The sequence below is a fragment of the Erwinia sp. INIA01 genome (assembly GCF_025947915.1).
Lineage (GTDB): Bacteria > Pseudomonadota > Gammaproteobacteria > Enterobacterales > Enterobacteriaceae > Erwinia > Erwinia coffeiphila.
This window is the reverse complement of the sequence record NZ_JAPDNC010000002.1, coordinates 447,868-468,994: the sequence shown is the minus strand read 5'-3', so window position 1 is coordinate 468,994 and position 21,127 is coordinate 447,868. Positions and strand designations below refer to the sequence as shown.

Below are 21,127 nucleotides of genomic sequence, written 5' to 3'. Positions count from 1 at the left end.
CGCCCCACATCGCGGTAAGTTTGGCGAGGATAGTACCTTATCCGGTTAGGGCATGTCACAGGGTTCAGTAGAGAATACAGCAGGGAATCGCATTAAAATTTAGCGACTTTGATAATTAAAAACATCTAAAATGACAAATTAAAACTCCAAAAATATCTAATATAACTTAAAAACATTAGATTAATTACTATTCCACCGTTGACTTTCAACATCTATACTGCTGACCCACAAAATGTTAATCATCAATAAAATTTAAATTAGATAGCTCAGCAAAGTGGACTTGTTTGCATTTCATCTAAACATTCGTTTTTCAACGAACCGCATTCTTTAATGACATCATTATCGCTTTGATAGCGTTAACGGCACGCAAAAAAGGCAAGGAAAGCCAAAACACTGCCAGATTCAATTAATTTTTTCTGGAAGTGTGCTTTTTAATGGAGATTTATCGTGACACCGTATGCTTTTAAACTTCATCACCTGGCAATATTACTCATTTTGGTGACAAAAAGTGCATTTCCTGCCAATCCGGTCGCCAATATTCAACAACAGAATGCGAATCAGCAAGAACAACAAAAAGCGCTACAGTCCCAGTTGGATACAACAGGTAAAGATGTACGTTCAGAACCTGCCCCAGATATAATTAAAGGACAAAAATATCTTGATGAGCCTGATTGTCTAAAAATTAAAGACGTACAGCTGGATAAAGATGGCACGGTCCCCCACTGGCTTCCTTTACAAAGGATCGTCAATCAGGCCGTGGGTCATTGCATGAATGCCAGTAATATCAAAACAATAGCCATCACCCTACAGAATAAACTTATCGCTTCAGGCTACATAACATCCCGTACTGAGCTACCGGAACAAAATGTTAAAGATGGTGATTTAAAAATCAAGGTAGTATCAGGCCTGATTGGGAATATTTTCTTGCAAGATGGTTCAGATAAATATGTTCACGTGACCAACACCTTCCCAACTCATAAAGGAAAAATTCTCGATCTTCGCGATCTTGAACAGGGACTGGAAAATATGCAGGGGATTCCAACGACGGATGTGCATATTAATCTCCTCCCCTCTTCTGAAGAAGGAAAAAGCGATGTCGCTATCGACCGGTCACAGCAATCATTCTGGCGCGTGGCTGGCTGGGCTGATGACTCAGGCAGCAGAAGTACCGGACGCTATCAGGCAGGACTTGCACTTTATCTTGATAACCCAACGTCATTGAACGATCTGTTTTACATCTCAGCATCGCATGATCTTCAGGACAGCCATACTAAAGGCAATAAAAGCACCTCACTAAATTATACCGTACCGTTTGGATACTGGTCGTTTAATGTTTATGCCAGTGAAAACAAGTATCATCAGGCTCTTGTCGGTGACTATTCTAATTATCAATATCGCGGAAATAACAAAGTGGTTATTGGTAAAGTCAGTAGTGTTGTGCATCGCGGTGCGCAGCAAAAAACAACATTTAGTACGCAGGTGATCAAGCGCGATGCGCACTATCACATTGGCGATACGGAAATGGAGTTACAGAGATTAGATCTGACTAACCTACGTTTCGATCTCGCCCATCGCCACTATCTTCGAAATTCGGTAGTCGATGCCGATCTGAGCTTTCAGCGAAATGTTCGCTGGTTTGGGAGTAAAGAAACGGCCAGTTCAAAGTATGGTGAAGCCAGTGATATTAGCCGGATAGTGACTCTGGATTTGCAGGCGCAGGTCCCCTTTGAGCTTGCTGGCCTGGCAATGAGCTGGCAGCCACGTTATTACCAGCAATACAGCCCCGACCAATTGATTACGCAGGACCAGTTCAACATTGGCAACCGCTGGACGGTACGCGGTTTCAACGGTGAAAACACCCTTATGGGTGACCGCGGCTGGTACTTTAGCAATACAATTAATATAGATATGCCCCAATCATGGAATAATCAGCTCTATGTGGGCGTGGATTATGGCAGGGTTTCACATATTAATCAGGAGTGGGTTACCGGTAAATCAATTTCCGGCGGTACGATAGGATTTCGTGGTATGAAATGGAAAACCGGGTATGACGTCTTTGCAGGCGCCCCGATTTCAAAACCTAAAGGACTGGTTACCGATCATCTGACATTAGGATTCACCCTACAATGGATGTATTGAAAAGTTAAACATTGAAAATAGAATAAATACATTACTATTTATAGAGCATAAAAAGAAATTATAACATTACTGGCTATATTAAGTTCATTTAAACAAACAAGGATCGGTTATGTTATCAATTAAAATAAATCACCAAAGCAACACTGATAGTAAAATTTCAAAGCTTTTCAAAGTAGCCCCGATTTGTCTGATGACATGGGCGATATTCGGTGGCATTTTTTCGGCAGAAGGTGCAGTGATTGCGGATTCGGGCATGGTAAACCGGCCTGGTATCCATGAAAATCTGACCGGACCAACCATTGTTGACATTAACGACCCATCAAAAAATGGCGTTTCACATAATAAATTCACTGAGTTCAATGTTAATAAAAACGGGCTCGTACTTAATAATAACACAAGTGAATCCAGGACTATTCTTGGTGGAAAAATAGCAGGAAACAGTAATTTATCAAATGGACCCGCCACGGTTATCATCAATGAAGTGGCATCAAAAAACATGACTCAGTTAAATGGCATGATTGAAGTTGCAGGTAAAAAAGCAAATGTCATTGTTGCAAGCCCGTCAGGAATATCCTGTGACGGATGCGGTTTTATCAATACGGAACGAGGTGTGTTGACTACCGGTAAAGTGGACATTTCAAACAATCCGTCCATGAGTGTTTCAGAAGGAAATATTATTCTGCAAGGGAATGGTTTGCAGGATCAGTCTGACTACACTGCACTGATCGCTCACACTATCAATATCATTGCTGAAGAAAACTCTGCAAATAATTTAACACTGATGGCGGGTAAAAACGCTGATATCAATCATGTTGACGGCGTGCTGAAGAGTCACGCAGCCGAAAATGAACAGGTTGATTATGTGGGGATTGATGTTGCTAAACTTGGTGGTATGTATGCAGATAAGATCACGCTTATTGCCGGGCAGAAAGGTGTATCAATAAAAAACAGGGGAATCATATCTGCGGATACCGACCTGGTTATTCAAAATAACGGCACCATCAGAAACACAGGAAGTATATCCAGTGGAAATGATATGACAATTTATGCCGATACGATCAATAATCGCAAAGGCAGCCTGACCGCTGGTGGAAACTTTATGTCATCATCACAAAGACTGGAAAACATATCGGGCAGCATACTTGCCGATGGTAAATTAAATATTTTAGCCGATGCTAACATCAACAACTATCATGGTGCTATCACGGCCGAGAGTGTGGATATTAAATCTGCTTCAATACAAAATATCAAAAATAGTAAACGTGGTTCTTCAGATTCAGATAAGAAAAGTCAAATCATCGCAAAAAATGGTGATGTGATCATTGTGACTAATGGAGAAATGTCAATCGGGAACGGCGGAACAAAAATAACGGCATCAAAAGGTAGTGTTTCTCTCAAAGCAGGCAACAGGTTGGGAATCAACTCAACTGAAATCAATGCGAAAGATGTTGTTATCAATGCTGCTTTTGCCAACAGCCCTATTGTGAATGGCCTGGATGGAACCGTAATCAAAGCAGATCAAGATGTTAACATAAATCTCAATTCACTTTTCGCTATCACATCAGATTCCGCTATTAAAGCAGGAAATGATATCAACCTCAATATTGCTAATCAGGATGAGAATGCAAGAAACCTGAATAACTTAGGCACATTCTCTGCCGGCAATAACTTCAACTATAAAAGTTCCGGTGCATTTTCGAACTTTGGTACAACTGAAGCAGGGAAAGTTATGAACATTCATTCCGCCGGATTTAATAATTACGCAAAAATCAGCGGTAATCAAGTCAATATCAACTCAACAAGTGGATTTTACAATAAGGATAACGGTCAAATATTGAGTAAAACAAACATTGTATTGAGTTCCAAAGGATTCTTTAGAAATACAGGAGGAATCACCTCAATTAATGGAACTAAAGTAATGAGTAATTTCTATCGTAACGATGGAAAAATAGAAGGAAAAGTAGAAGTACAGCCTTACAAGTAATCAACCAGCTCCTCACCGTTTGTGGGGAGCTCATTAGTTTACTTGTATAAATCCAGAATGGAAGCAGGCGACATAAAAAATCAACTATTTGATAACCACCCCTAAAAAATAACAGGCGCGGCACCCATATTAAATAAATTACTATATATGAAATAATTAAAACCTTTAAAATGGATATAAGTACTGGACTCAAGTACTCATTCTTCAATATATGGAGACACACAATGATCAATGGAAAATCATCTAATTTATTTAAAGCATCGACAATCTGCATGATGACATGGTTGGCAATGGGATATATTACCACTGCACAGGCAGCAGTAGTTGTTGATATTAAACAAGCAGAGCGTCCCTGGGTAAAAGCCAACACAAATGGTTCTGTCACGGTTAACATTAATTCTGCATCATCAGCAGGAGTTTCCCATAATAAATACACTCAATTCGACGTTACGAAACAGGGTTTAGTTCTAAACAATAGCAAAGCAGCGATAAACTCACAGTTAGCGGGCCAGATTGCTGGAAATACTAATCTTAGTGCCGGTGAAGCAAAGTTAATTATCAACGAAGTCACATCAAATATCGCAAGCCAGCTTAACGGCCAGATTGAAGTTGCCGGTAAGAAAGCGGATGTTATTGTCGCTAACCCATCAGGAATTACTTGCAGTGGATGCGGTTTTATCAATACCGGCCGCGGTACATTAACCACCGGGACTCCCACTATCGGCAACGATGGCAGCCTTACCGGTATTAATGTACAGAAAGGAAAGATCATCATCAACGGTCAGGGGATGACGGATACCGCTGACTACACCACGCTGCTGGCTGCCGCATTACAGGTTAATGCCAAAATCGATGCCAAAGAAATCCAGGTAATGTCTGGTATTAACAGTAATATCGTTACTTCAGGTAATCAACTGGTCAATACTGGCTATACTAAAAATGCTCCCGCCGTAGGTATTGACGTCTCTGCACTGGGCGGTATGTATGCAGACAAGATTACCTTAATGGCTGCATCAACTCTTGATGGTGTTCGTAACAAGGGTATCATTTCTGCGAACTCAGATCTGAACATTAATCTTGATGGCACTATTACTAATATTGCTGGTACTCTGGAGTCAAAAACTGGCAGCGTGAGTCTGAGTGGAAAACGTCTTAACAATACTACTGGAAAAATTTTTGCTGGTAAGGATATCGACATTCTTTCGGAAGATACCCTGACAAACTCGAAAGGGCTCATTAATGCCGAGAAGATGGTGGCTATCAACGGCACAAACGTAAACAACGATCGTGGATTTATTACCGGGAACGAAGTTAGTATTGTGTCGGGCACGCTGACAAACACCAACAGCAAGTTATTTTCCGACAATCCTAAGGCTGTTAGTGAAGGCGGGATCTATGCTGAAAAAGATGTCAGTGTGAATACCAATGGCTTACTAAACACCTCTGCCGGTTGGATTTATTCTGATTCAGGGAATGTTTCTCTGGTATCAAATACCGACATGGTTCTGAACTATTCTCGAATTTACGCCAACAAGGATATTCTGGTATCATCGAAAACCGTTGACTATCCAGCAAGACCAAAGCCAGACCCAATTGATGCACATCTGGTAGCGGGAAATGATATTAACTTTGTAGTGGGAAATCTTGGCAAGTTTGATGGAACAACCGTACTGGATGCGGGCCATGACATTAATATCAGCAGCCTGGATGGGCGTAATACAGGGACGTTCCTCAACTATGCAACACTTTCCGCATCAAATAACATTAATTATGACCATGGAATCATCAACAACTATGGTGTATTAGATGCTGGCAATGAAATTAGCATTAAAACAAACCAACTTATTAACCATGCCGTTATTAATGGATATGGCAATGTGAAAGTTGATGCCAGTCAGTCCATTTACAATGATCTTAATGGCATGATCTCATCCATGAAAAACCTAACGCTAAGCGGCCCCACCATTAATAACTACCGCGGTCGATTAATCGGTAAAAAAGGCATTGATGTTTATACCAACAAATATACCAATACGGGTTACACTTCTGGAACCCTTAATCAGAATCCATTAAACTAAAAACCATAACACTATTTACTTATAATATTATTTAATTTTTAAGCCCGCAATCTGCGGGCTTTTTTACATCAAAAACAAATAAATTACTATTTTTAAATAATAAAAGTTACATTAATATAATTAACGAATACATCAGGCGATTAGTTAAATCAATTAACAAGGAAAGAATCATGAGCATGAAAAACTCATCATATGGATGTTCTAAAAAAAATCACCTCAGTAAAGTATCACGTATCGCACCAGTATGTGTGTTGACATGGCTATCTCTGGGATATATTTCACCAACCAATGCCGAAATCATTGCTTCACAAAATCAAAGCAACATCCCAACCATTATCAATAACAGTAATCAGTCCACGACAATAAATATCAACAGTGCATCATCATCCGGAATATCTCATAATAAATTCAATCAATTTGATGTAAATCAGAATGGCGTCATTCTTAATAACAACGCCAGTGAAAGCACAACGACTCTGACAGGGAATGTTGCCGGTAATACCAATATGGCGAAAGGCCCGGCGTCATTGATCATAAATGAAGTTATCTCAAACAACCCCAGCCAGCTAAACGGTATGATTGAAGTGGCGGGAAAAAAATCTGATGTAATCATCGCTAACCCTTCGGGAATATCATGCGACGGCTGTGGATTTATCAATACCGGGAACGGCACCCTGACAACTGGAAACATTAAGATTCAGAATGACAAACTGACAAGTATTAATGTCAAAAAAGGTGACATCATCATTACCGGAAATGGAATGAATGATAAATCTGATTTTACCAATCTGCTGGCCAATACAGTTAAGATCAGTGCAGAACTGCGCGCTAATGATTTAAAGGTCAACGCTGGTAAGACGAACTCTCGAACAGCCGCCGAGCCTGGGGCTGTGGGTATCGATATTGCTGCACTCGGGGGAATGTACGCAAATAAAATCACAATGATAATAGATCAGGATGGTCCAGGAATCAGCAACAAAGGGTTAATTTCCGCAGATTCCGAACTATACATTACAACGATGGGGACGATCGGCAATAGCGGTAAGATTAGCACATCCAGTCGCGATGCGAACATTATTGCAATGAATGTTGATAACACGTCTGGCTCTATCTCCAGCGCTGGGGATATTTTCATGATTGCCGCAGACGAACTCAATAACAACCAGGGGACTGTTAGCAGCGCTAAATCCATTGCGCTTAACGGCAGCACCCTGGATAACACTTCAGGGCTAATTTCGGGCAATGATATCAGTCTGGTTGCCAATCAGATAATCAATCAGGATAGCAAAAAATATGCTATCAATGATGAAGAAATGACTAAAACTAACGGTAAAAGAAATCCGACATCAGGTGGAATTATTGCAAAAGGAGACATTGCAATTAATGCAGGAAGTCTGTTGAACAATAGTGCGGGCGTCGTTCATTCTGAGAATGGTACTGTTGCGCTGGCCTCTCAGCAGGATATCAACATGGATAATGCTGATGTCTCCGCCAATACGATCAATATCTATGCCGAAGAACTGAAAGGTAAAGAGTTTGGTATTGTCTCGGGTAAGCTGCTTGCTAAAAATGATATTAGCATTGAAGCCAATACCCTTGGCGAATTCGACCAAAATACCTCCCTTGATTCAGGCAACAATCTGGTTATCAGCAACAATGGAAGCGATGAAAGTATCCAGTTCACTAATGAGGGTATCTTAAAAGCCGGAAATAAATTCAGCTATGATCGCAGTGGTTCATTCGTGAATGCCGGAGAAATTCAGTCTGCTAATGAATTGGTCATTAAGGCGGATACCATTGAAAATCGCAACATTATCAGCAGTGCAAAAAAAGCGCTGCTACAGGCCAGTACGTCGTTGACGAACACCAGCGGAAAGATTTCTGCCGACGAGAAGTTGATGATTAATGCTCCTGAAGTCCTGAATATCAAAGGAGAATTATCATCAACTAATCCTATAGAAATTCAGAGCGATAAGTTTGAAAACACCGGAGAATCATCCGAGGTTACACTGAGCCCTTATCAAACCCCCTATCAGTAAGGTTCAGCCTTACAGCCGCTGAAGCTAAACGCTTTCAGAAGCACCAGCACCTTCGGCCCCGCACATCACTGTACGGGGCCGGTTCATACGCTTTATCGCTCACGCAATTGCTCCCTTATTGTTGCCTGCCAGGCAAGAGTGTTGTGACCCATACCACATTTTACGCCCCCATATGCTGCTGTAGACTTGCATCAAATTCACAGAATCAGGATTAAGTCATGAGCCATATTTTAATTATCGATGCCGGTAAAACCTTTGCACATTCTAAAGGTGAACTGAACCACACTTTGACCGGTATCGCCGCCAGCTGGCTGCGCGATGCCGGACATCATGTTGACGTCACGGTAGTGGATGACGGATACGTCGTTGCCGACGAGATTGAAAAATACCTCGCCGCTGACACCATCATTTATCAAATGCCTGGATGGTGGATGGGTGAACCATGGACCCTGAAAAAATACATAGATGAAGTCTTTACCGAAGGCCACGGCAAACTGTATGCCAGTGACGGGCGCACGCGCTCAGATGCGGCAAAAAAATATGGTTCCGGCGGCCTGCTGCAGGGCAAAAAGTATATGCTGTCTCTGACGTGGAATGCGCCGCTGCAGGCCTTTACCGACCCGGAACAGTTCTTTGAAGGCGTTGGCGTGGACGGCGTTTATCTGCACTTCCATAAGGCTAACCAGTTCCTGGGTATGGAAGGATTACCGACCTTTATCTGTAATGATGTGATAAAACAGCCTGATATCGCAGGGGATATCTCCCGTTATCGGACTCATCTGAGTACAATTTTTGCTTAACTTAGTCTGTTAATTCGATTCATCGATCCGAGGAGCGCTATGTTAACTGTTGTGGCTGAAATTTGTATCAAACCGGGCCGTCGTGCCGCCGTACTTGAAGCTATCGAGCGGCTGATTCCGCTGGTACTGGAGGAGGAAGGATGCGGCAGCTATGAGGCGCTGATCGATCATAAAGCGCAGGTGCCGTGGAAGCAGCACTCACCGGACTCAATTTTTATGGTGGAACACTGGGAGTCGCTGCGTCATCTGGAGCAGCATCAGCAGGCGGATCATATGGAAACCCACCGCGCGATCATCAAAGATGATGTGGTCGACGTGAAGATCTTCGTGCTGGAACCCGCGTAAGAAGGTCATTGGCGGGCGCTTACAGCAAATTTTTGCTGGCAAGCTGCTCGCTGAGGTAGTCGAGAAAACAGCTGATCCGCGCGGCCAGCGTACTGTTGCGGTAGTAAACCGCATTGATCGGGTGGCGCATTTCGCAGGTTTCGGCCGCCAGTACCGGTACCAGCTGGCCGCTGGCAGTCGCCTCCCGGCAGAGAAAATCGGAAACACGCACGATCCCCTGCCCATGCAGCGCCAGATGCAGCAGCGTTTCACCGCTGGATGCCCCTACGCCAGGCTTAATCTGCAGCAGCTCGCCGTCGGCCTGGCGAACAGGCCAGATATTATGCTGTTCCAGCTGGCTAAATCCCAACAGCCGATGATGCGCCAGGTCGGCCACGCTCTGGGGCGTACCGTGCTTTGCCAGGTATGCCGGACTGGCCATAAGCCGCAGTTTGCTGCTGCCCAGCATGCGTGCGTGCATGGTCGAATCCCGCAGCTCGCCAATACGAATCGCAATGTCGGTTTGCTGTTCGAGCAAATCAATCACCACGTCATCGGTATTCAGCTCCAGCTCGATCAGCGGATAGCGCTGAATAAACCCGTCAATCAGCGGCACAATGACGTGCAGCATAAACGGGGAAGCCGCATTCACCCGGAGTCTTCCTGACGGAATTTCCCGACGCTGTGCGATCTGTTCTTCGGCGGCCTCTACGGAGGCGATAATTTGCCGGGCATGCTGCAGGAAAATCTGCCCCTCTTCGGTCAGCGCAATGCGGCGAGTCGTTCGATGCAACAGCGTGGTTTGCAGCTTACTCTCCAGACGACTCAACGCCCGGCTGATGCCGGAAGTGGTCTGGTTAAGCTGCTCGGCGGCGGCGGTAATCGAGCCACAGTCAACCACGACCACCCACGCACGCAGTTCTTCAAGGGTAATTTTCAATGGGCCGGCCTTTGGGAGAAGAGGAGAATGAGGTTTCTTTGCAGATTATGGATGAGCAGAAGCGGATCGTAAATGACGATCCGCTCCGGAGTTTTATACTTCGATTTCGGCAGTATCGCCTTTTTCCTGCAGCCAGTTACGACGATCTTCCGAGCGCTTCTTCGCCAGCAGCATATCCATCACCGCCAGCGTCTGATCCACATCGGTTTCATCGACCGTTAACTGCACCAGGCGGCGGGTATTGGGATCGAGCGTGGTTTCGCGCAGCTGCAGCGGGTTCATTTCACCCAGACCTTTAAAGCGCTGCACGCCCGGTTTGCCTTTCTTACGCTTCAGCTGTTCAAGGATACCGGCCTTCTCTTCCTCATCCAGCGCGTAGTAAACCTCTTTGCCCAGATCGATACGATAAAGAGGCGGCATGGCGACGTAAACGTGACCATTTTGCACCAGCGTGCGGAAATGGCGAACAAACAGCGCGCACAGCAGCGTGGCGATATGCAGTCCGTCGGAGTCAGCATCGGCGAGGATACAAATCTTACCGTAGCGCAGCTGGCTGAGATCTTCACTGTCCGGATCGATACCAATAGCGACAGAAATATCATGTACTTCCTGCGAAGCCAGCACCTCATCGGAGGAGACTTCCCAGGTATTCAGGATCTTACCTTTCAGCGGCATGATCGCCTGATACTCACGATCGCGCGCCTGCTTGGCCGATCCGCCCGCTGAATCCCCTTCCACCAGGAAAAGTTCAGTGCGGTTGAGATCCTGTGCGCTACAGTCAGCCAGTTTACCCGGCAGAGCCGGGCCGCTGGTCAGCTTTTTACGCACCACTTTTTTAGCGGCACGCATGCGGCGCTGAGCGCTGGAAATAGCCAGCTCGGCCAGCAACTCTGCCGTCTGCACGTTGTTGTTCAGCCACAGGCTGAAGGCATCTTTCACAACACCTGAAACAAATGCTGAACACTGGCGCGATGACAGACGTTCTTTTGTCTGACCGGCGAACTGGGGATCCTGCATTTTTACCGACAGCACGTAAGCACAACGATCCCAGATATCCTCCGCCGAAAGTTTAACCCCGCGCGGCAGGATATTGCGGAATTCGCAAAACTCGCGCATTGCGTCCAGCAGCCCTTGCCGCAGACCGTTAACGTGCGTGCCGCCCTGCATGGTCGGGATCAGGTTAACGTAGCTTTCGGTGAGCAGTTCACCGCCTTCAGGAAGCCACAATAGCGCCCAGTCAACCGCCTCAACATCACCGGAAAATGCGCCAACAAACGGCTTTTCCGGTAATACAGGCAATCCGTTTACCGCTTCCATCAGATAGTCTGTCAGGCCATCGGCATAGCACCAGGTTTGCTCAGTGTTGTTAACCTTATCTTTAAAGACGATCTCAACACCCGGGCAAAGCACGGCTTTCGCCTTCAGCAAATGGCTGAGGCGCGAAACGGAAAAGCGTGGGCTGTCGAAGAAGGATTCATCCGGCCAGAACTGCACGCGGGTGCCGGTATTGCGTTTGCCTACCGTGCCCGTCACCGACAGGTCCTGCACCTTGTCACCGTTTTCAAAAGCCATTTCGTAGACTTCGCCGTTACGGCGCACGGTCACTTCCACGCGTTTTGACAACGCATTTACCACCGAGATACCCACGCCGTGAAGGCCGCCGGAGAACTGGTAGTTTTTGTTGGAGAATTTACCACCGGCATGCAGGCGGCAGAAAATCAGCTCAACGGCCGGCACGCCCTCTTCGGGATGGATATCCACCGGCATACCGCGCCCGTCGTCGATAACTTCCAGCGACTGATCGGCATGCAGAATTACTTCCACACGTTTAGCGTGGCCGGCCAGCGCTTCATCCACGCTGTTATCGATCACTTCCTGACCTAAATGGTTAGGCCGCGCTGTGTCGGTATACATACCCGGGCGACGACGCACGGGTTCAAGGCCGCTGAGAACCTCAATGGAATCAGCGTTATAGCTGGATTGAGTCATGGTAACAATCTGAATTAGTGGCTAAAAATGATTGCCCAAACTCCGTCTGATTTCACGCTTGCGAGGTTAGCCCCAGGAAATCAAACATAGCGGAGAAATGGCGTTCGAATCCGATAAAAGCATGATTTCCGCCCTCTTCTACCGTCTGACGACAGGCACTGTAGTAGTCCAGGGCCTGACGGTAGTCGAGCACTTCATCACCCGTTTGTTGCAGCAGCCAGATCAAATCCGGCGACTCTAACGGGTCAATCTGCATCACTTTTAGATCGTAAATATGGCGCGACTCTAACACATATTGCTGGCCGGTGTAGGGGTTCTGATTTTCACCCAGGAAATCCACCAGCAGCTCAAACGGCCTCACAGCGGGATTCACCACCACCGCAGGCAGCGTAAAACATTGGGAAAGCCAGGTCGCATAATATCCGCCAAGCGATGAGCCGATGATGCCCAGCGGCTCCCCTGACGCCTGCAATACGATATTTTCAAGCAGTGCCGCCGCTTCAGCCGGAAAGGCAGGGAGCTGTGGAACTAGCAAATTGATCGACGGATGGTGCTCCCCCAGCCAGCGACCGAACGCGGTCGCTTTAGCCGAACGGGGTGAGCTGTTAAAACCGTGAAGGTAGAGCAGCGTCGCCATCGATCAGTAACCTTCCGAATCCAGGTCAGGGCTGAAAATTCGCGTTGTCAGCCTACAGACTTCAGTTTCTACGCGGCCATCATCGAACAGATTAAGCCAGCGCCAGCCGGGAGATTCTGCGTCAATGGTAAAGTTGGTGCAGTGCGGCTTGAATTGCACGCAGGTTGAAGGAGAAGCCAGCACGCGCCGGCCCTGCCATTCAAGGTCCAGCTCCTGATGAATATGGCCACAGAGTAGCGTTTTCGCCAGCGGATAACGCTGCAGCACGGCATCCAGCATATGTGGATTTCGCAGGCCGTGCTGATCGAGCCACGTACAGCCAGAAGGCAGGGGATGGTGGTGAAGCAAAACCAGCGTATGCCGATGCGGCTCCCTGGCCAGCGTTTTATCCAGCCATTCAAGCTGATACTCACTCAGCTCGCCGTGAGGCACCCCAAAAACCTGGCTATCCAACAGCACAACCTGCCAGCAGTCACCGATCAGGACGTGTTTTTCATCGGCGATGCTAGCGCTTGCCAACGTACTGAACATCGTCGGCTGAAAGTCATGGTTGCCTGGCAGCCATACGCAAGGAGCAGGCAGACGAGCGATACCCTCAGCAAAATGCTGATAGGCTTCGGTAGTGTGATCCTGAGCCAGATCGCCAGTAGCGACGATCAGGTCATAATGCCGCCGTTGTGCCGCGATGGCTTCCAACACCGCTTCATAACTGGCCCAGGTATTCACACCCAGCAGCGTTTCATGTTTGCCTGCAAAAAGGTGAGTATCCGTTATCTGTAAAATCCTGATACTGGACCCACTCGCCACAGGAAGTTTCAACAAGCTATCCAATCAAAGTCCTTAGGGTTACCGCTCTCTTACAACGTGTTGCAGCGGGTTCAACAAACCGGAACGGCTACCGCTCCATGCGATAAACAGTAGCGCAGCCATTCCGCCAGAAACTGGTTAATCTGGTGTTTTTCATCACGCTGATGCAGCTTTTTATTAGGATAATCATAGCGTGCTTTAAATCGATAGATCTGCTGTGTTGAACACACTTCCGCCACCATGGCATCGTGATAAAGCCTGATCGACATGGAAGGCAGACTCCAGTAGCTCACGGCCGGAGCGGTTTGCTTAATCTCCACCAGCGTGGTGTAACGCGTCGATTCCAAAATGGTAATTTGATAGCTGGCACCGTTTACCTGGTACGCCACTGACACTCCGGCCTGGTCGTCACGCGGTAGTAAGCGCCGCAGTTGTGCAAAGTTAGTTTCGCACACGCGCATCATTTCGGGAAAGTCAGGAACGTAACGCTTCATCGTTAAGGCTTCCACTCATTACATAGTTGTTTATAGTGCAACTCGAGCCATTGTAAGGCAATGATCGCCGCTGCATTATCTATTTTCCCCTCTTCCACCCATTGATAAGCCTGACTACGGCTCACCACATGGACAAGAATATCCTCATTCTCTTCCTCCAGTCCGTGGTTTCCCTTCGCCACACTGGCATCCACTTCCCCAACATACACCATCAATCGCTCGGTCGTGCCCCCCGCGCTGGACAGGTAATTGCTGATAGGTTTGGTTCGCCCGGCGGTCAATCCGGCTTCTTCAACCGCTTCACGTCTGGCGACCTCTTCCGGTGCTTCACCTTCCTCAATCATTCCTGCAACCAGCTCAAGCTTCCACGGGGTCGGACTGGTATCCCAGGAGGCGATGCGTATTTGCTCGATGAGTACGACTTCATCACGCAGCGGATCATAGGGTAGCAGCACCGCAGCATGACCGCGCTCGAAAATTTCCCTGCTCACTTCACCACTCATTTCGCCGTTAAACAAGCGGTGGCGAAAGCGATAACGTTCCACCGAAAAAAAACCGCGATAAAGCGTCTCTCGTGCGATAATTTCTACATCGTCTTTGGTAAACGTTACCGGGAATGTGTTACAGATTGCCATAGGAACCTCTCCTGAAAATGATCGCAATGACGAAAAGTGCAATAGTAATACCGCTAGATTTGTAGTTTCTGAGGAATTATTTGCGTAAATTAAAGCGAGATGGCACTTTCAGCCAACTTACCTTAACGGCACACTCTGCTAGAATCGGCGATAATTTTTTGGCCTACGCCAGCGCTACCATAGCAATTTTGCGGCACTACAAGGAATGCAAATGAACAAACTGCTCCCTTTACTCATTGGTCTGAGCCTGGGCGGCTTCAGTGTTGCCAGCCAGGCTGAAAACCTGCTTCAGGTCTATCAGCAGGCTCGTTTGTCCAACCCTGATCTTCGTAGCTCAGCGGCCGATCGCGATGCTGCTTTTGAGAAAATTAACGAAGCCCGTAGCCCACTGTTACCGCAGCTCGGGTTGGGAGCGGACTATACCTATACTAACGGTTATCGCGATGCTCGTGATTCGAACAGCGATACGAAAAGCGCATCGCTGCAGCTTACCCAGACCATTTTTGATATGTCAAAATGGCGTGCGCTGACCCTGCAGGAAAAAACAGCCGGTATTCAGGATGTCACCTACCAGACCGCACAGCAGAAGCTAATTCTGGACACGGCAACGGCCTATTTCAACGTCCTGAATGCGATTGATACCCTTTCCTATACCGAAGCGCAGAAGCAGTCAATCTACCGCCAGTTAGATCAAACCACCCAGCGTTTTAATGTTGGGCTGGTCGCTATCACTGACGTGCAGAACGCCCGTTCACAATACGACAGCGTGCTGGCTAGCGAAGTGAGCGCACGTAACGACCTCGATAACGCCGTAGAGTCTCTGCGCCAGGTTACCGGGAATTACTATCCAAGCCTCGCGTCGCTTAACGTTGATCGTTTCAAAACGGATAAGCCACAGCCGGTGAAAGATCTGCTGAAAGAAGCGGAAAGCCGCAACCTCAGCCTGCTCTCCGCACGTCTGTCACAGGATCTGGCTCGTGAGCAAATTCGCTCAGCCGAAACCGGTCATATGCCAACCGTCGGTCTGACCGCTTCAACCGGTCTGTCCAATAATCGTTACCATGGCGATCGCTCTACCGGCACTGACAATATCAGCGGCAGCAACCAGGTCGGCTTAAACTTCAGCCTGCCGCTGTACAGCGGTGGTTCGGTCACCTCACAGGTCAAACAGGCGCAGTATGCGTTTGTTTCCTCCAGTGAGCAGTTAGAAAGCGCCCACCGTACTGCCGTTCAGACCGTCCGTTCTTCATTTAATAACGTGAACGCGTCTATCAGCAGCATCAACGCCTATAAGCAGGCCGTAGTTTCTTCACAGAGCTCACTGGATGCGATGGAAGCCGGTTATCAGGTCGGTACGCGTACCATCGTTGACGTGCTGGATGCGACAACAACGCTGTACAACGCCAAGCAGCAACTGGCGAATGCGCGCTATAGCTATATGATTAATCAGCTGAACATCAAATCCGCTCTGGGTACGCTCAACGAAGACGATCTGACTGCCTTGAATAATCATCTCGGCAAAGATATTCCCACCACGCCGGATGCTGTTGCACCTGAGAATCCAAAACAGGATGCTGCCGCCGATCGTGATTTGAGCCAATCGGTTAAAGCGCAATAAATAATAAGGCCAGCGATAATCCGCCGGTCAGTAACTATCGAGAAGGGCAGCCTGCGCTGCCCTTCTGCTTTTCAAATGCAATTTGTAAGCCGTCCTTCACAATCAAACGTATAGCTACGTAAAGATCCCCGTACCATCCAGCCGCATCGCTTCATTTTTCACCGCCGTTCCCCTATCCTATGCACTATCTTTGGGCACAGGACAGAAAGCCATGAAACGGACTAAACAGATCAATCACGCCTCTTTTCGTAAAAGCTGGGGCGCACGTCATTTAACGCCGGTGGCCCTTGCGGTGACCGCAGTCATTATGCTGGCGGGCTGTGAGCAAACGGACGAAAGCGTTTCGATGTATCAGAATGCGGATGACTGCTCCAGCGCCAATCCGGGTAAATCAGAGCAGTGCACCGTCGCATTTAATAAAGCGAAAGAAGAAGCTGTTAAGACCGCGCCGAAGTATGCCAGCCGTGAAGACTGCGTGGCCGAATTCGGTGAAGGTCAGTGCCAGCAGGCTCCGGCACAGGCTGGTGTAACCACCAATGCGGAAAATCAGTCCAGCGGCAGTTTCTGGATGCCGCTGATGGCCGGTTACATGATGGGTCGAATGATGAGCGGAGGCATGGGCCAGCAGCAGCCACTCTTTAGCTCAAAAAACCCGGCCAGCCCGGCTAACGGTAAGTTCGTGGATGCCGCCGGTAAGAGCTATGGCCCGGCTGTATCAGGCCGTACGATGAACGTACCGAAAACAGCGATGGCGCCTAAACCTGCAACCACCAGCACGGTAACGCGCGGTGGCTTTGGTGAAAGCGTGGCTAAACAATCCACTATGCAGCGTAGCAGTGCGTCCGGTAGCAATCGTTCCAGCACCACCAGCCGCAGTTTAGGGGGCTAACGCCGGATGAAACGCATTGCTATTGCTGAGCGTCCTGACTGGCGAGCAAAAGCCACTGAGTACGGTTTTAATTTTCACACCATGTACGGCGAGCCTTACTGGTGTGAAGATGCCTACTATCAGTTTACCCTGCAGCAGATTGAAACGCTGGAAGATGTCACCAGCGAAATTCATCAGATGTGTTTACAGGCGGTGGATTTGGTCACCGGCAGCGAAGAGCTGCTGGAGAAGTTTCGCATTCCTAAGCACACCTGGGATTTCGTGCGTGAATCCTGGAAAAGCGGCCAGCCATCGCTCTACTCCCGTTTAGACCTTGCGTGGGACGGGCACTCTCCTGCCAAGCTGCTGGAGAATAACGCCGATACGCCAACCTCACTTTATGAAGCCGCATTCTTCCAGTGGGTCTGGCTGGAAGAACAGCTTAACACCGGGAAACTTCCGGCAGGCAGCGATCAGTTCAACAGCCTGCAGGAAAAGCTGATCGAACGTTTTGCCGATCTGCATCAGAAACACGGTTTTGGCCTGCTCCACTTCTCCTGCTGCCGCGATACTGAAGAAGATCGCGCCACGGTGCAATATTTGCAGGACTGCGCGACCGAGGCCGGTTTACCGAGTGAATTCCTGTTTATAGACGAGATTGGTCTGGGGGAAAAAGGCCAGTTCACCGATGTAAATGACCAGGTGATAAGCAACATGTTTAAACTCTATCCCTGGGAGTTTATGCTGCGCGAGATGTTCTCCACTAAGCTTGCCGATGCCGGTGTGCGCTGGCTGGAGCCGGGATGGAAGAGCATCATTTCCAATAAAGCGATGCTGCCGCTGCTATGGAAAATGTTCCCTAATCACCCGAATCTGCTTGCAGCTTACTTTGCCGAAGATAACGTGCCGCATATGGATAAATACGTGGTTAAGCCACTGTTTTCCCGTGAAGGCGCGAATATTCGCATCGTGGAAAATGGTAAAGAGATCGCCCGCGTTGACGGGCCTTACGGCGAAGAGGGAATGATCGTCCAGCAGTTCCATCCGCTGCCGAAGTTTGGCGACAGCTATACGCTGATCGGTTCCTGGCTGATCGACGATCAGCCAGCGGGAATTGGCCTGAGGGAAGATCGCGAACTGATCACCCAGGATCTGTCACGCTTCTATCCGCACGCGTTTATCGAGTAATCTTTTCGGGCGAGGTTACCCTCGCCCAATATCAAAGCGGCAAGTCATCCTGGCAGTCTAGCCCACCTGCACGGACAGCATACTCAACGACCCCATCACAATGCCATCCACCGGCACGGTTACCGCTTCATCCTGCGCTCTGGCGCCCAGCACGTAAAGCAGCGGCAGATAGTGCTCTGGCGTTGGATTCGACAGCGCCGCGCCCTCATGCTGCATAAAGTTAACCAGCGGATGCTGAGCATCGTCACCCTGCCATGCCAGATTATCGCGCACGTACTGATTAAACGACTCAGCCCACGGATAGGCTGGTGCTTCTCCCTGCCAGCGAACCATACGCAGGTTATGCACTACGTTGCCGCTGGCAACGATCATCACGCCCTGCTCGCGCAGTAGCGCCAGTTTGCGTCCCAGCTCAAAGTGATACGCTGCTGGTTTTGTGCCATCAACACTCAGCTGAACAACCGGAATATCGGCATCCGGGTACATCTTAATTAACACTCCCCAGGAGCCGTGGTCAAAGCCCCACTCCTGATCGAGCTGAACGTCAACCGGCGACAGCACTTCCGCAATCTGGCGGGCCAGCGCCGGGGAACCTGGAGCAGGATAGCGCGTGTCAAACAGGGCCTGCGGGAAACCACCAAAATCATGAATGGTACGTGGTTTCTCCATCGCGGTAACCGCGGTTCCGCGCGTATACCAGTGCGCGGAAACCGCAATAATCGCTTTTGGCTTCGGTAATGTTTCACCCAGCTTGCGCCAGGTTTCGGTATAGATATTCTCTTCCAGCACATTCATCGGGCTACCGTGGCCAAGGAAAAGTGCGGGCATACGTTGGTGACTCATGGTCTTACTCCAGAAGTGTTCGTTCAATGACGCTTACATTACGCCCATATGTATCGTGATGAACCTGGATAACCCTGATGAAGATATTCAGATAATTTGAACAGAGATTGCAGAATGGATGACGGTTGGCTGATGTATATCAAGACTGCCGCTGTGGTCTGAAGACAGGAAGCAGGAAGCAGGAAGCAGGAAGCAGGAAGCAGGAAGCAGGAAGCAGGATAAATTAACAGGGCCGGGTAAACCGGCCCAGAGAAGATTAACTTGCCTGACGCGTTTCGTGGCTACGGCGATAAGCCACCAGATCTTCGATAGTGACGACCGGCATGTCATGCTGCTTAGCGAAGACAACGACTTCCGCCGCATGTGCCATTGAACCATCATCGTTAGTCAGCTCACACAGCACGCCCGCCGGCTTGAAGCCCGCCAGCGTCACCAGATCGATAGTGGCTTCGGTGTGCCCACCGCGGGTCAGCACGCCGCCAGCACGACCGCGCAGCGGGAAGACGTGCCCCGGGCGATTCAGATCGGCAGGCTTGGCATCATCAGCAATAGCGGTACGGATAGTGGTAATGCGGTCTGAAGCGGAAACGCCGGTAGTGACACCCTGCGCAGCTTCGATGGTGACGGTGAAACCTGTGCCGTAGGCGCTGGTGTTATCTTCAACCATCATTGGCAGGTCAAGCTGACCGAGACGTTCTTCGGTCAGACAAAGGCAGACGATACCGCTGCCGTGACGAATAGTTAATGCCATCTGCTCTACGGTCATGGTTTCGGCGGCGAAGATCATATCACCTTCATTTTCACGATCTTCATCATCTAAAACCATTACACCGCGGCCAGCGCGAAGCGCTTCGATAGCACGGGTTACACGCTGTTCAGGCGTGCCAAATTCAGAAAGTAGCGACTGATTCATGGTAAATAAACCTTAATAAATGTATGGGTTACCAGAATCAGGGCGTGCTTAGGAGTGTCAAGCTGTGACAAAAAAATAACGCGAGGCGAGCGCAGGCCCGACAAGATACGTTACTCTCTCCCATCCGGACTCTAACCGTCGGCCCCGGAATTACACCGGATCTGCTGTCCTTCAGGAATGACCCTGAAGCGCTCGCGGGCTTTCAGCCGAAGCTGATTTACCGCCGGTGGGGAATTTCGCCCCGCCCTGAGAATAAGCAGACTTACTATAACGCTGATAATGAACGCGGGCAACGAACAAAATTGGCAAATTTATATCCATTTATTCGCTATGCTCATTTCCGGTTTATCCTTTCCCCCGGAGGGATTACACTTAGAGAAAATTTGCTGCTACCAGGAAGCTGACATGATTGATGCTAAAAAAATTGAACAACTGGCCCGCCAGATCCATGAATCTATGCCAAAAGGTATCCGCGAGTTAGGCGATGATGTGGAAAAGAAAATTCGTCAGACCATCCAGGCCCAGCTGACCCGTCTTGATGTCGTAAACCGTGAAGAGTTTGATGTGCAGACTCAGGTGCTGTTGCGCACACGCGAAAAGCTGGCAGTGCTGGAACAACGCCTGGCGGCGCTAGAGAATCAGTCTGCTGCACCAGCGGCGGCGGCAGGAACGGCCACTGCACCGGTCACGACGGCACCTGCTGCGCAGGCAGCATCAGAGCCTGGGGATGCAAAAGATCCTGTCTGATTTACAAAGAAAAAGCTGCCCAACCGGGCAGCTTTTTTTAGCTCTGACGACGGGTATCGGCTCATTCTGACAATCGATACCTGT

The 21,127-nt window shown here is 48.5% G+C and carries 18 protein-coding genes and 1 riboswitch; of the genes, 10 read left to right on the top strand and 8 right to left on the bottom strand.

What is annotated here, in order from left to right; all coding sequences use genetic code 11:
- The first annotated feature begins 447 nt into the window (after positions 1-447).
- From OMR58_RS04030 to OMR58_RS04005, 6 genes are all read left to right on the top strand, one after another.
- Positions 448-2,139: a ShlB/FhaC/HecB family hemolysin secretion/activation protein gene (locus OMR58_RS04030; protein WP_264545316.1), complete on the top strand. Its 1,692-nt coding sequence runs from the start codon at positions 448-450 to the stop codon at positions 2,137-2,139.
- A gap of 109 nt (positions 2,140-2,248) precedes the next feature.
- Positions 2,249-4,123 carry a two-partner secretion domain-containing protein gene (locus OMR58_RS04025; protein WP_200560205.1) on the top strand — a complete coding sequence of 625 codons (1,875 nt, stop codon included), beginning with the start codon at positions 2,249-2,251 and terminating at the stop codon, positions 4,121-4,123.
- A 224-nt stretch (positions 4,124-4,347) separates the two neighbouring features.
- Entirely contained in the window at positions 4,348-6,201 is a 1,854-nt protein-coding gene (locus OMR58_RS04020; RefSeq protein WP_200560206.1) for a two-partner secretion domain-containing protein, read from the top strand.
- Between the two features lie 170 nt (positions 6,202-6,371).
- Entirely contained in the window at positions 6,372-8,240 is a 1,869-nt protein-coding gene (locus OMR58_RS04015; protein WP_200560207.1) for a filamentous hemagglutinin N-terminal domain-containing protein, read from the top strand.
- A gap of 218 nt (positions 8,241-8,458) precedes the next feature.
- A complete protein-coding gene (locus OMR58_RS04010) occupies positions 8,459-9,040 on the top strand; it encodes an NAD(P)H-dependent oxidoreductase (protein ID WP_200560208.1) in 582 nt (193 codons plus the stop codon).
- 39 nt (positions 9,041-9,079) lie between these two features.
- Positions 9,080-9,385, top strand: a complete 306-nt coding sequence (locus OMR58_RS04005) for a putative quinol monooxygenase (RefSeq protein ID WP_264545315.1) — start codon at positions 9,080-9,082, stop codon at positions 9,383-9,385.
- Between the two features lie 19 nt (positions 9,386-9,404).
- On the opposite strand, the gene OMR58_RS04000 is transcribed toward OMR58_RS04005, so the two are convergent.
- From OMR58_RS04000 to nudF, 6 genes are all read right to left on the bottom strand, one after another.
- A complete protein-coding gene (locus tag OMR58_RS04000) occupies positions 9,405-10,304 on the bottom strand; it encodes a LysR family transcriptional regulator (RefSeq protein WP_264545314.1) in 900 nt (299 codons plus the stop codon).
- A 93-nt stretch (positions 10,305-10,397) separates the two neighbouring features.
- Positions 10,398-12,293 carry a DNA topoisomerase IV subunit B gene (gene parE / locus OMR58_RS03995; protein ID WP_105592520.1) on the bottom strand — a complete coding sequence of 632 codons (1,896 nt, stop codon included), beginning with the start codon at positions 12,291-12,293 and terminating at the stop codon, positions 10,398-10,400.
- Between the two features lie 52 nt (positions 12,294-12,345).
- Entirely contained in the window at positions 12,346-12,930 is a 585-nt protein-coding gene (yqiA, locus tag OMR58_RS03990) for an esterase YqiA (protein ID WP_200560210.1), read from the bottom strand.
- Positions 12,931-12,933: 3 nt separating this feature from the next.
- Positions 12,934-13,761, bottom strand: a complete 828-nt coding sequence (cpdA, locus tag OMR58_RS03985) for a 3',5'-cyclic-AMP phosphodiesterase (RefSeq protein WP_200560211.1) — start codon at positions 13,759-13,761, stop codon at positions 12,934-12,936.
- A 47-nt stretch (positions 13,762-13,808) separates the two neighbouring features.
- Positions 13,809-14,231: a DUF1249 family protein gene (locus OMR58_RS03980; RefSeq protein ID WP_200560212.1), complete on the bottom strand. Its 423-nt coding sequence runs from the start codon at positions 14,229-14,231 to the stop codon at positions 13,809-13,811.
- 2 nt (positions 14,232-14,233) lie between these two features.
- Complete coding sequence (nudF, locus tag OMR58_RS03975) at positions 14,234-14,866, bottom strand: ADP-ribose diphosphatase (protein WP_200560213.1); 633 nt, start codon at positions 14,864-14,866, stop codon at positions 14,234-14,236.
- 211 nt (positions 14,867-15,077) lie between these two features.
- Between nudF and tolC the strand changes: the two genes are divergently transcribed.
- The 3 genes from tolC (at position 15,078) to OMR58_RS03960 (ending at position 18,540) form a co-directional block, all read left to right on the top strand.
- Complete coding sequence (gene tolC, locus OMR58_RS03970) at positions 15,078-16,484, top strand: outer membrane channel protein TolC (RefSeq protein WP_200560214.1); 1,407 nt, start codon at positions 15,078-15,080, stop codon at positions 16,482-16,484.
- A 211-nt stretch (positions 16,485-16,695) separates the two neighbouring features.
- The gene (locus OMR58_RS03965) at positions 16,696-17,373 is read left to right on the top strand and encodes a DUF1190 family protein (protein WP_200543529.1); all 678 of its coding nucleotides are present in this window, start codon (positions 16,696-16,698) and stop codon (positions 17,371-17,373) included.
- A 6-nt stretch (positions 17,374-17,379) separates the two neighbouring features.
- The gene (locus OMR58_RS03960) at positions 17,380-18,540 is read left to right on the top strand and encodes a glutathionylspermidine synthase family protein (RefSeq protein WP_200560216.1); all 1,161 of its coding nucleotides are present in this window, start codon (positions 17,380-17,382) and stop codon (positions 18,538-18,540) included.
- A 57-nt stretch (positions 18,541-18,597) separates the two neighbouring features.
- Here OMR58_RS03960 and ygiD read toward each other — a convergent pair whose 3' ends face one another.
- Both ygiD and ribB read right to left on the bottom strand, forming a co-directional pair.
- A complete protein-coding gene (gene ygiD / locus OMR58_RS03955) occupies positions 18,598-19,383 on the bottom strand; it encodes a 4,5-DOPA dioxygenase extradiol (protein ID WP_200560217.1) in 786 nt (261 codons plus the stop codon).
- A gap of 256 nt (positions 19,384-19,639) precedes the next feature.
- On the bottom strand, positions 19,640-20,296 hold the full coding sequence (gene ribB / locus OMR58_RS03950) for a 3,4-dihydroxy-2-butanone-4-phosphate synthase (protein ID WP_105592529.1): 657 nt from the start codon (positions 20,294-20,296) through the stop codon (positions 19,640-19,642).
- A gap of 108 nt (positions 20,297-20,404) precedes the next feature.
- Positions 20,405-20,554: riboswitch (FMN riboswitch) on the bottom strand.
- A 147-nt stretch (positions 20,555-20,701) separates the two neighbouring features.
- On the opposite strand from ribB, the gene ubiK reads away from it, so the two are divergent.
- Positions 20,702-21,043, top strand: a complete 342-nt coding sequence (ubiK, locus tag OMR58_RS03945; RefSeq protein ID WP_200560272.1) for a ubiquinone biosynthesis accessory factor UbiK — start codon at positions 20,702-20,704, stop codon at positions 21,041-21,043.
- Positions 21,044-21,127 lie beyond the last annotated feature (84 nt).

Coding starts and splice junctions, on each gene's coding strand:
- OMR58_RS04015 (WP_200560207.1), top strand. CDS start 6,372: ATGAGCATGAAAAACTCATCATATGGATGTTCTAAAAAAAATCACCTC.
- ubiK (WP_200560272.1), top strand. CDS start 20,702: ATGATTGATGCTAAAAAAATTGAACAACTGGCCCGCCAGATCCATGAA.
- ygiD (WP_200560217.1), bottom strand. CDS start 19,383: ATGAGTCACCAACGTATGCCCGCACTTTTCCTTGGCCACGGTAGCCCG.
- OMR58_RS04025 (WP_200560205.1), top strand. CDS start 2,249: ATGTTATCAATTAAAATAAATCACCAAAGCAACACTGATAGTAAAATT.
- nudF (WP_200560213.1), bottom strand. CDS start 14,866: ATGGCAATCTGTAACACATTCCCGGTAACGTTTACCAAAGACGATGTA.
- OMR58_RS04020 (WP_200560206.1), top strand. CDS start 4,348: ATGATCAATGGAAAATCATCTAATTTATTTAAAGCATCGACAATCTGC.
- tolC (WP_200560214.1), top strand. CDS start 15,078: ATGAACAAACTGCTCCCTTTACTCATTGGTCTGAGCCTGGGCGGCTTC.
- OMR58_RS03965 (WP_200543529.1), top strand. CDS start 16,696: ATGAAACGGACTAAACAGATCAATCACGCCTCTTTTCGTAAAAGCTGG.
- OMR58_RS04010 (WP_200560208.1), top strand. CDS start 8,459: ATGAGCCATATTTTAATTATCGATGCCGGTAAAACCTTTGCACATTCT.
- parE (WP_105592520.1), bottom strand. CDS start 12,293: ATGACTCAATCCAGCTATAACGCTGATTCCATTGAGGTTCTCAGCGGC.
- OMR58_RS04005 (WP_264545315.1), top strand. CDS start 9,080: ATGTTAACTGTTGTGGCTGAAATTTGTATCAAACCGGGCCGTCGTGCC.
- OMR58_RS03960 (WP_200560216.1), top strand. CDS start 17,380: ATGAAACGCATTGCTATTGCTGAGCGTCCTGACTGGCGAGCAAAAGCC.
- OMR58_RS03980 (WP_200560212.1), bottom strand. CDS start 14,231: ATGAAGCGTTACGTTCCTGACTTTCCCGAAATGATGCGCGTGTGCGAA.
- ribB (WP_105592529.1), bottom strand. CDS start 20,296: ATGAATCAGTCGCTACTTTCTGAATTTGGCACGCCTGAACAGCGTGTA.
- yqiA (WP_200560210.1), bottom strand. CDS start 12,930: ATGGCGACGCTGCTCTACCTTCACGGTTTTAACAGCTCACCCCGTTCG.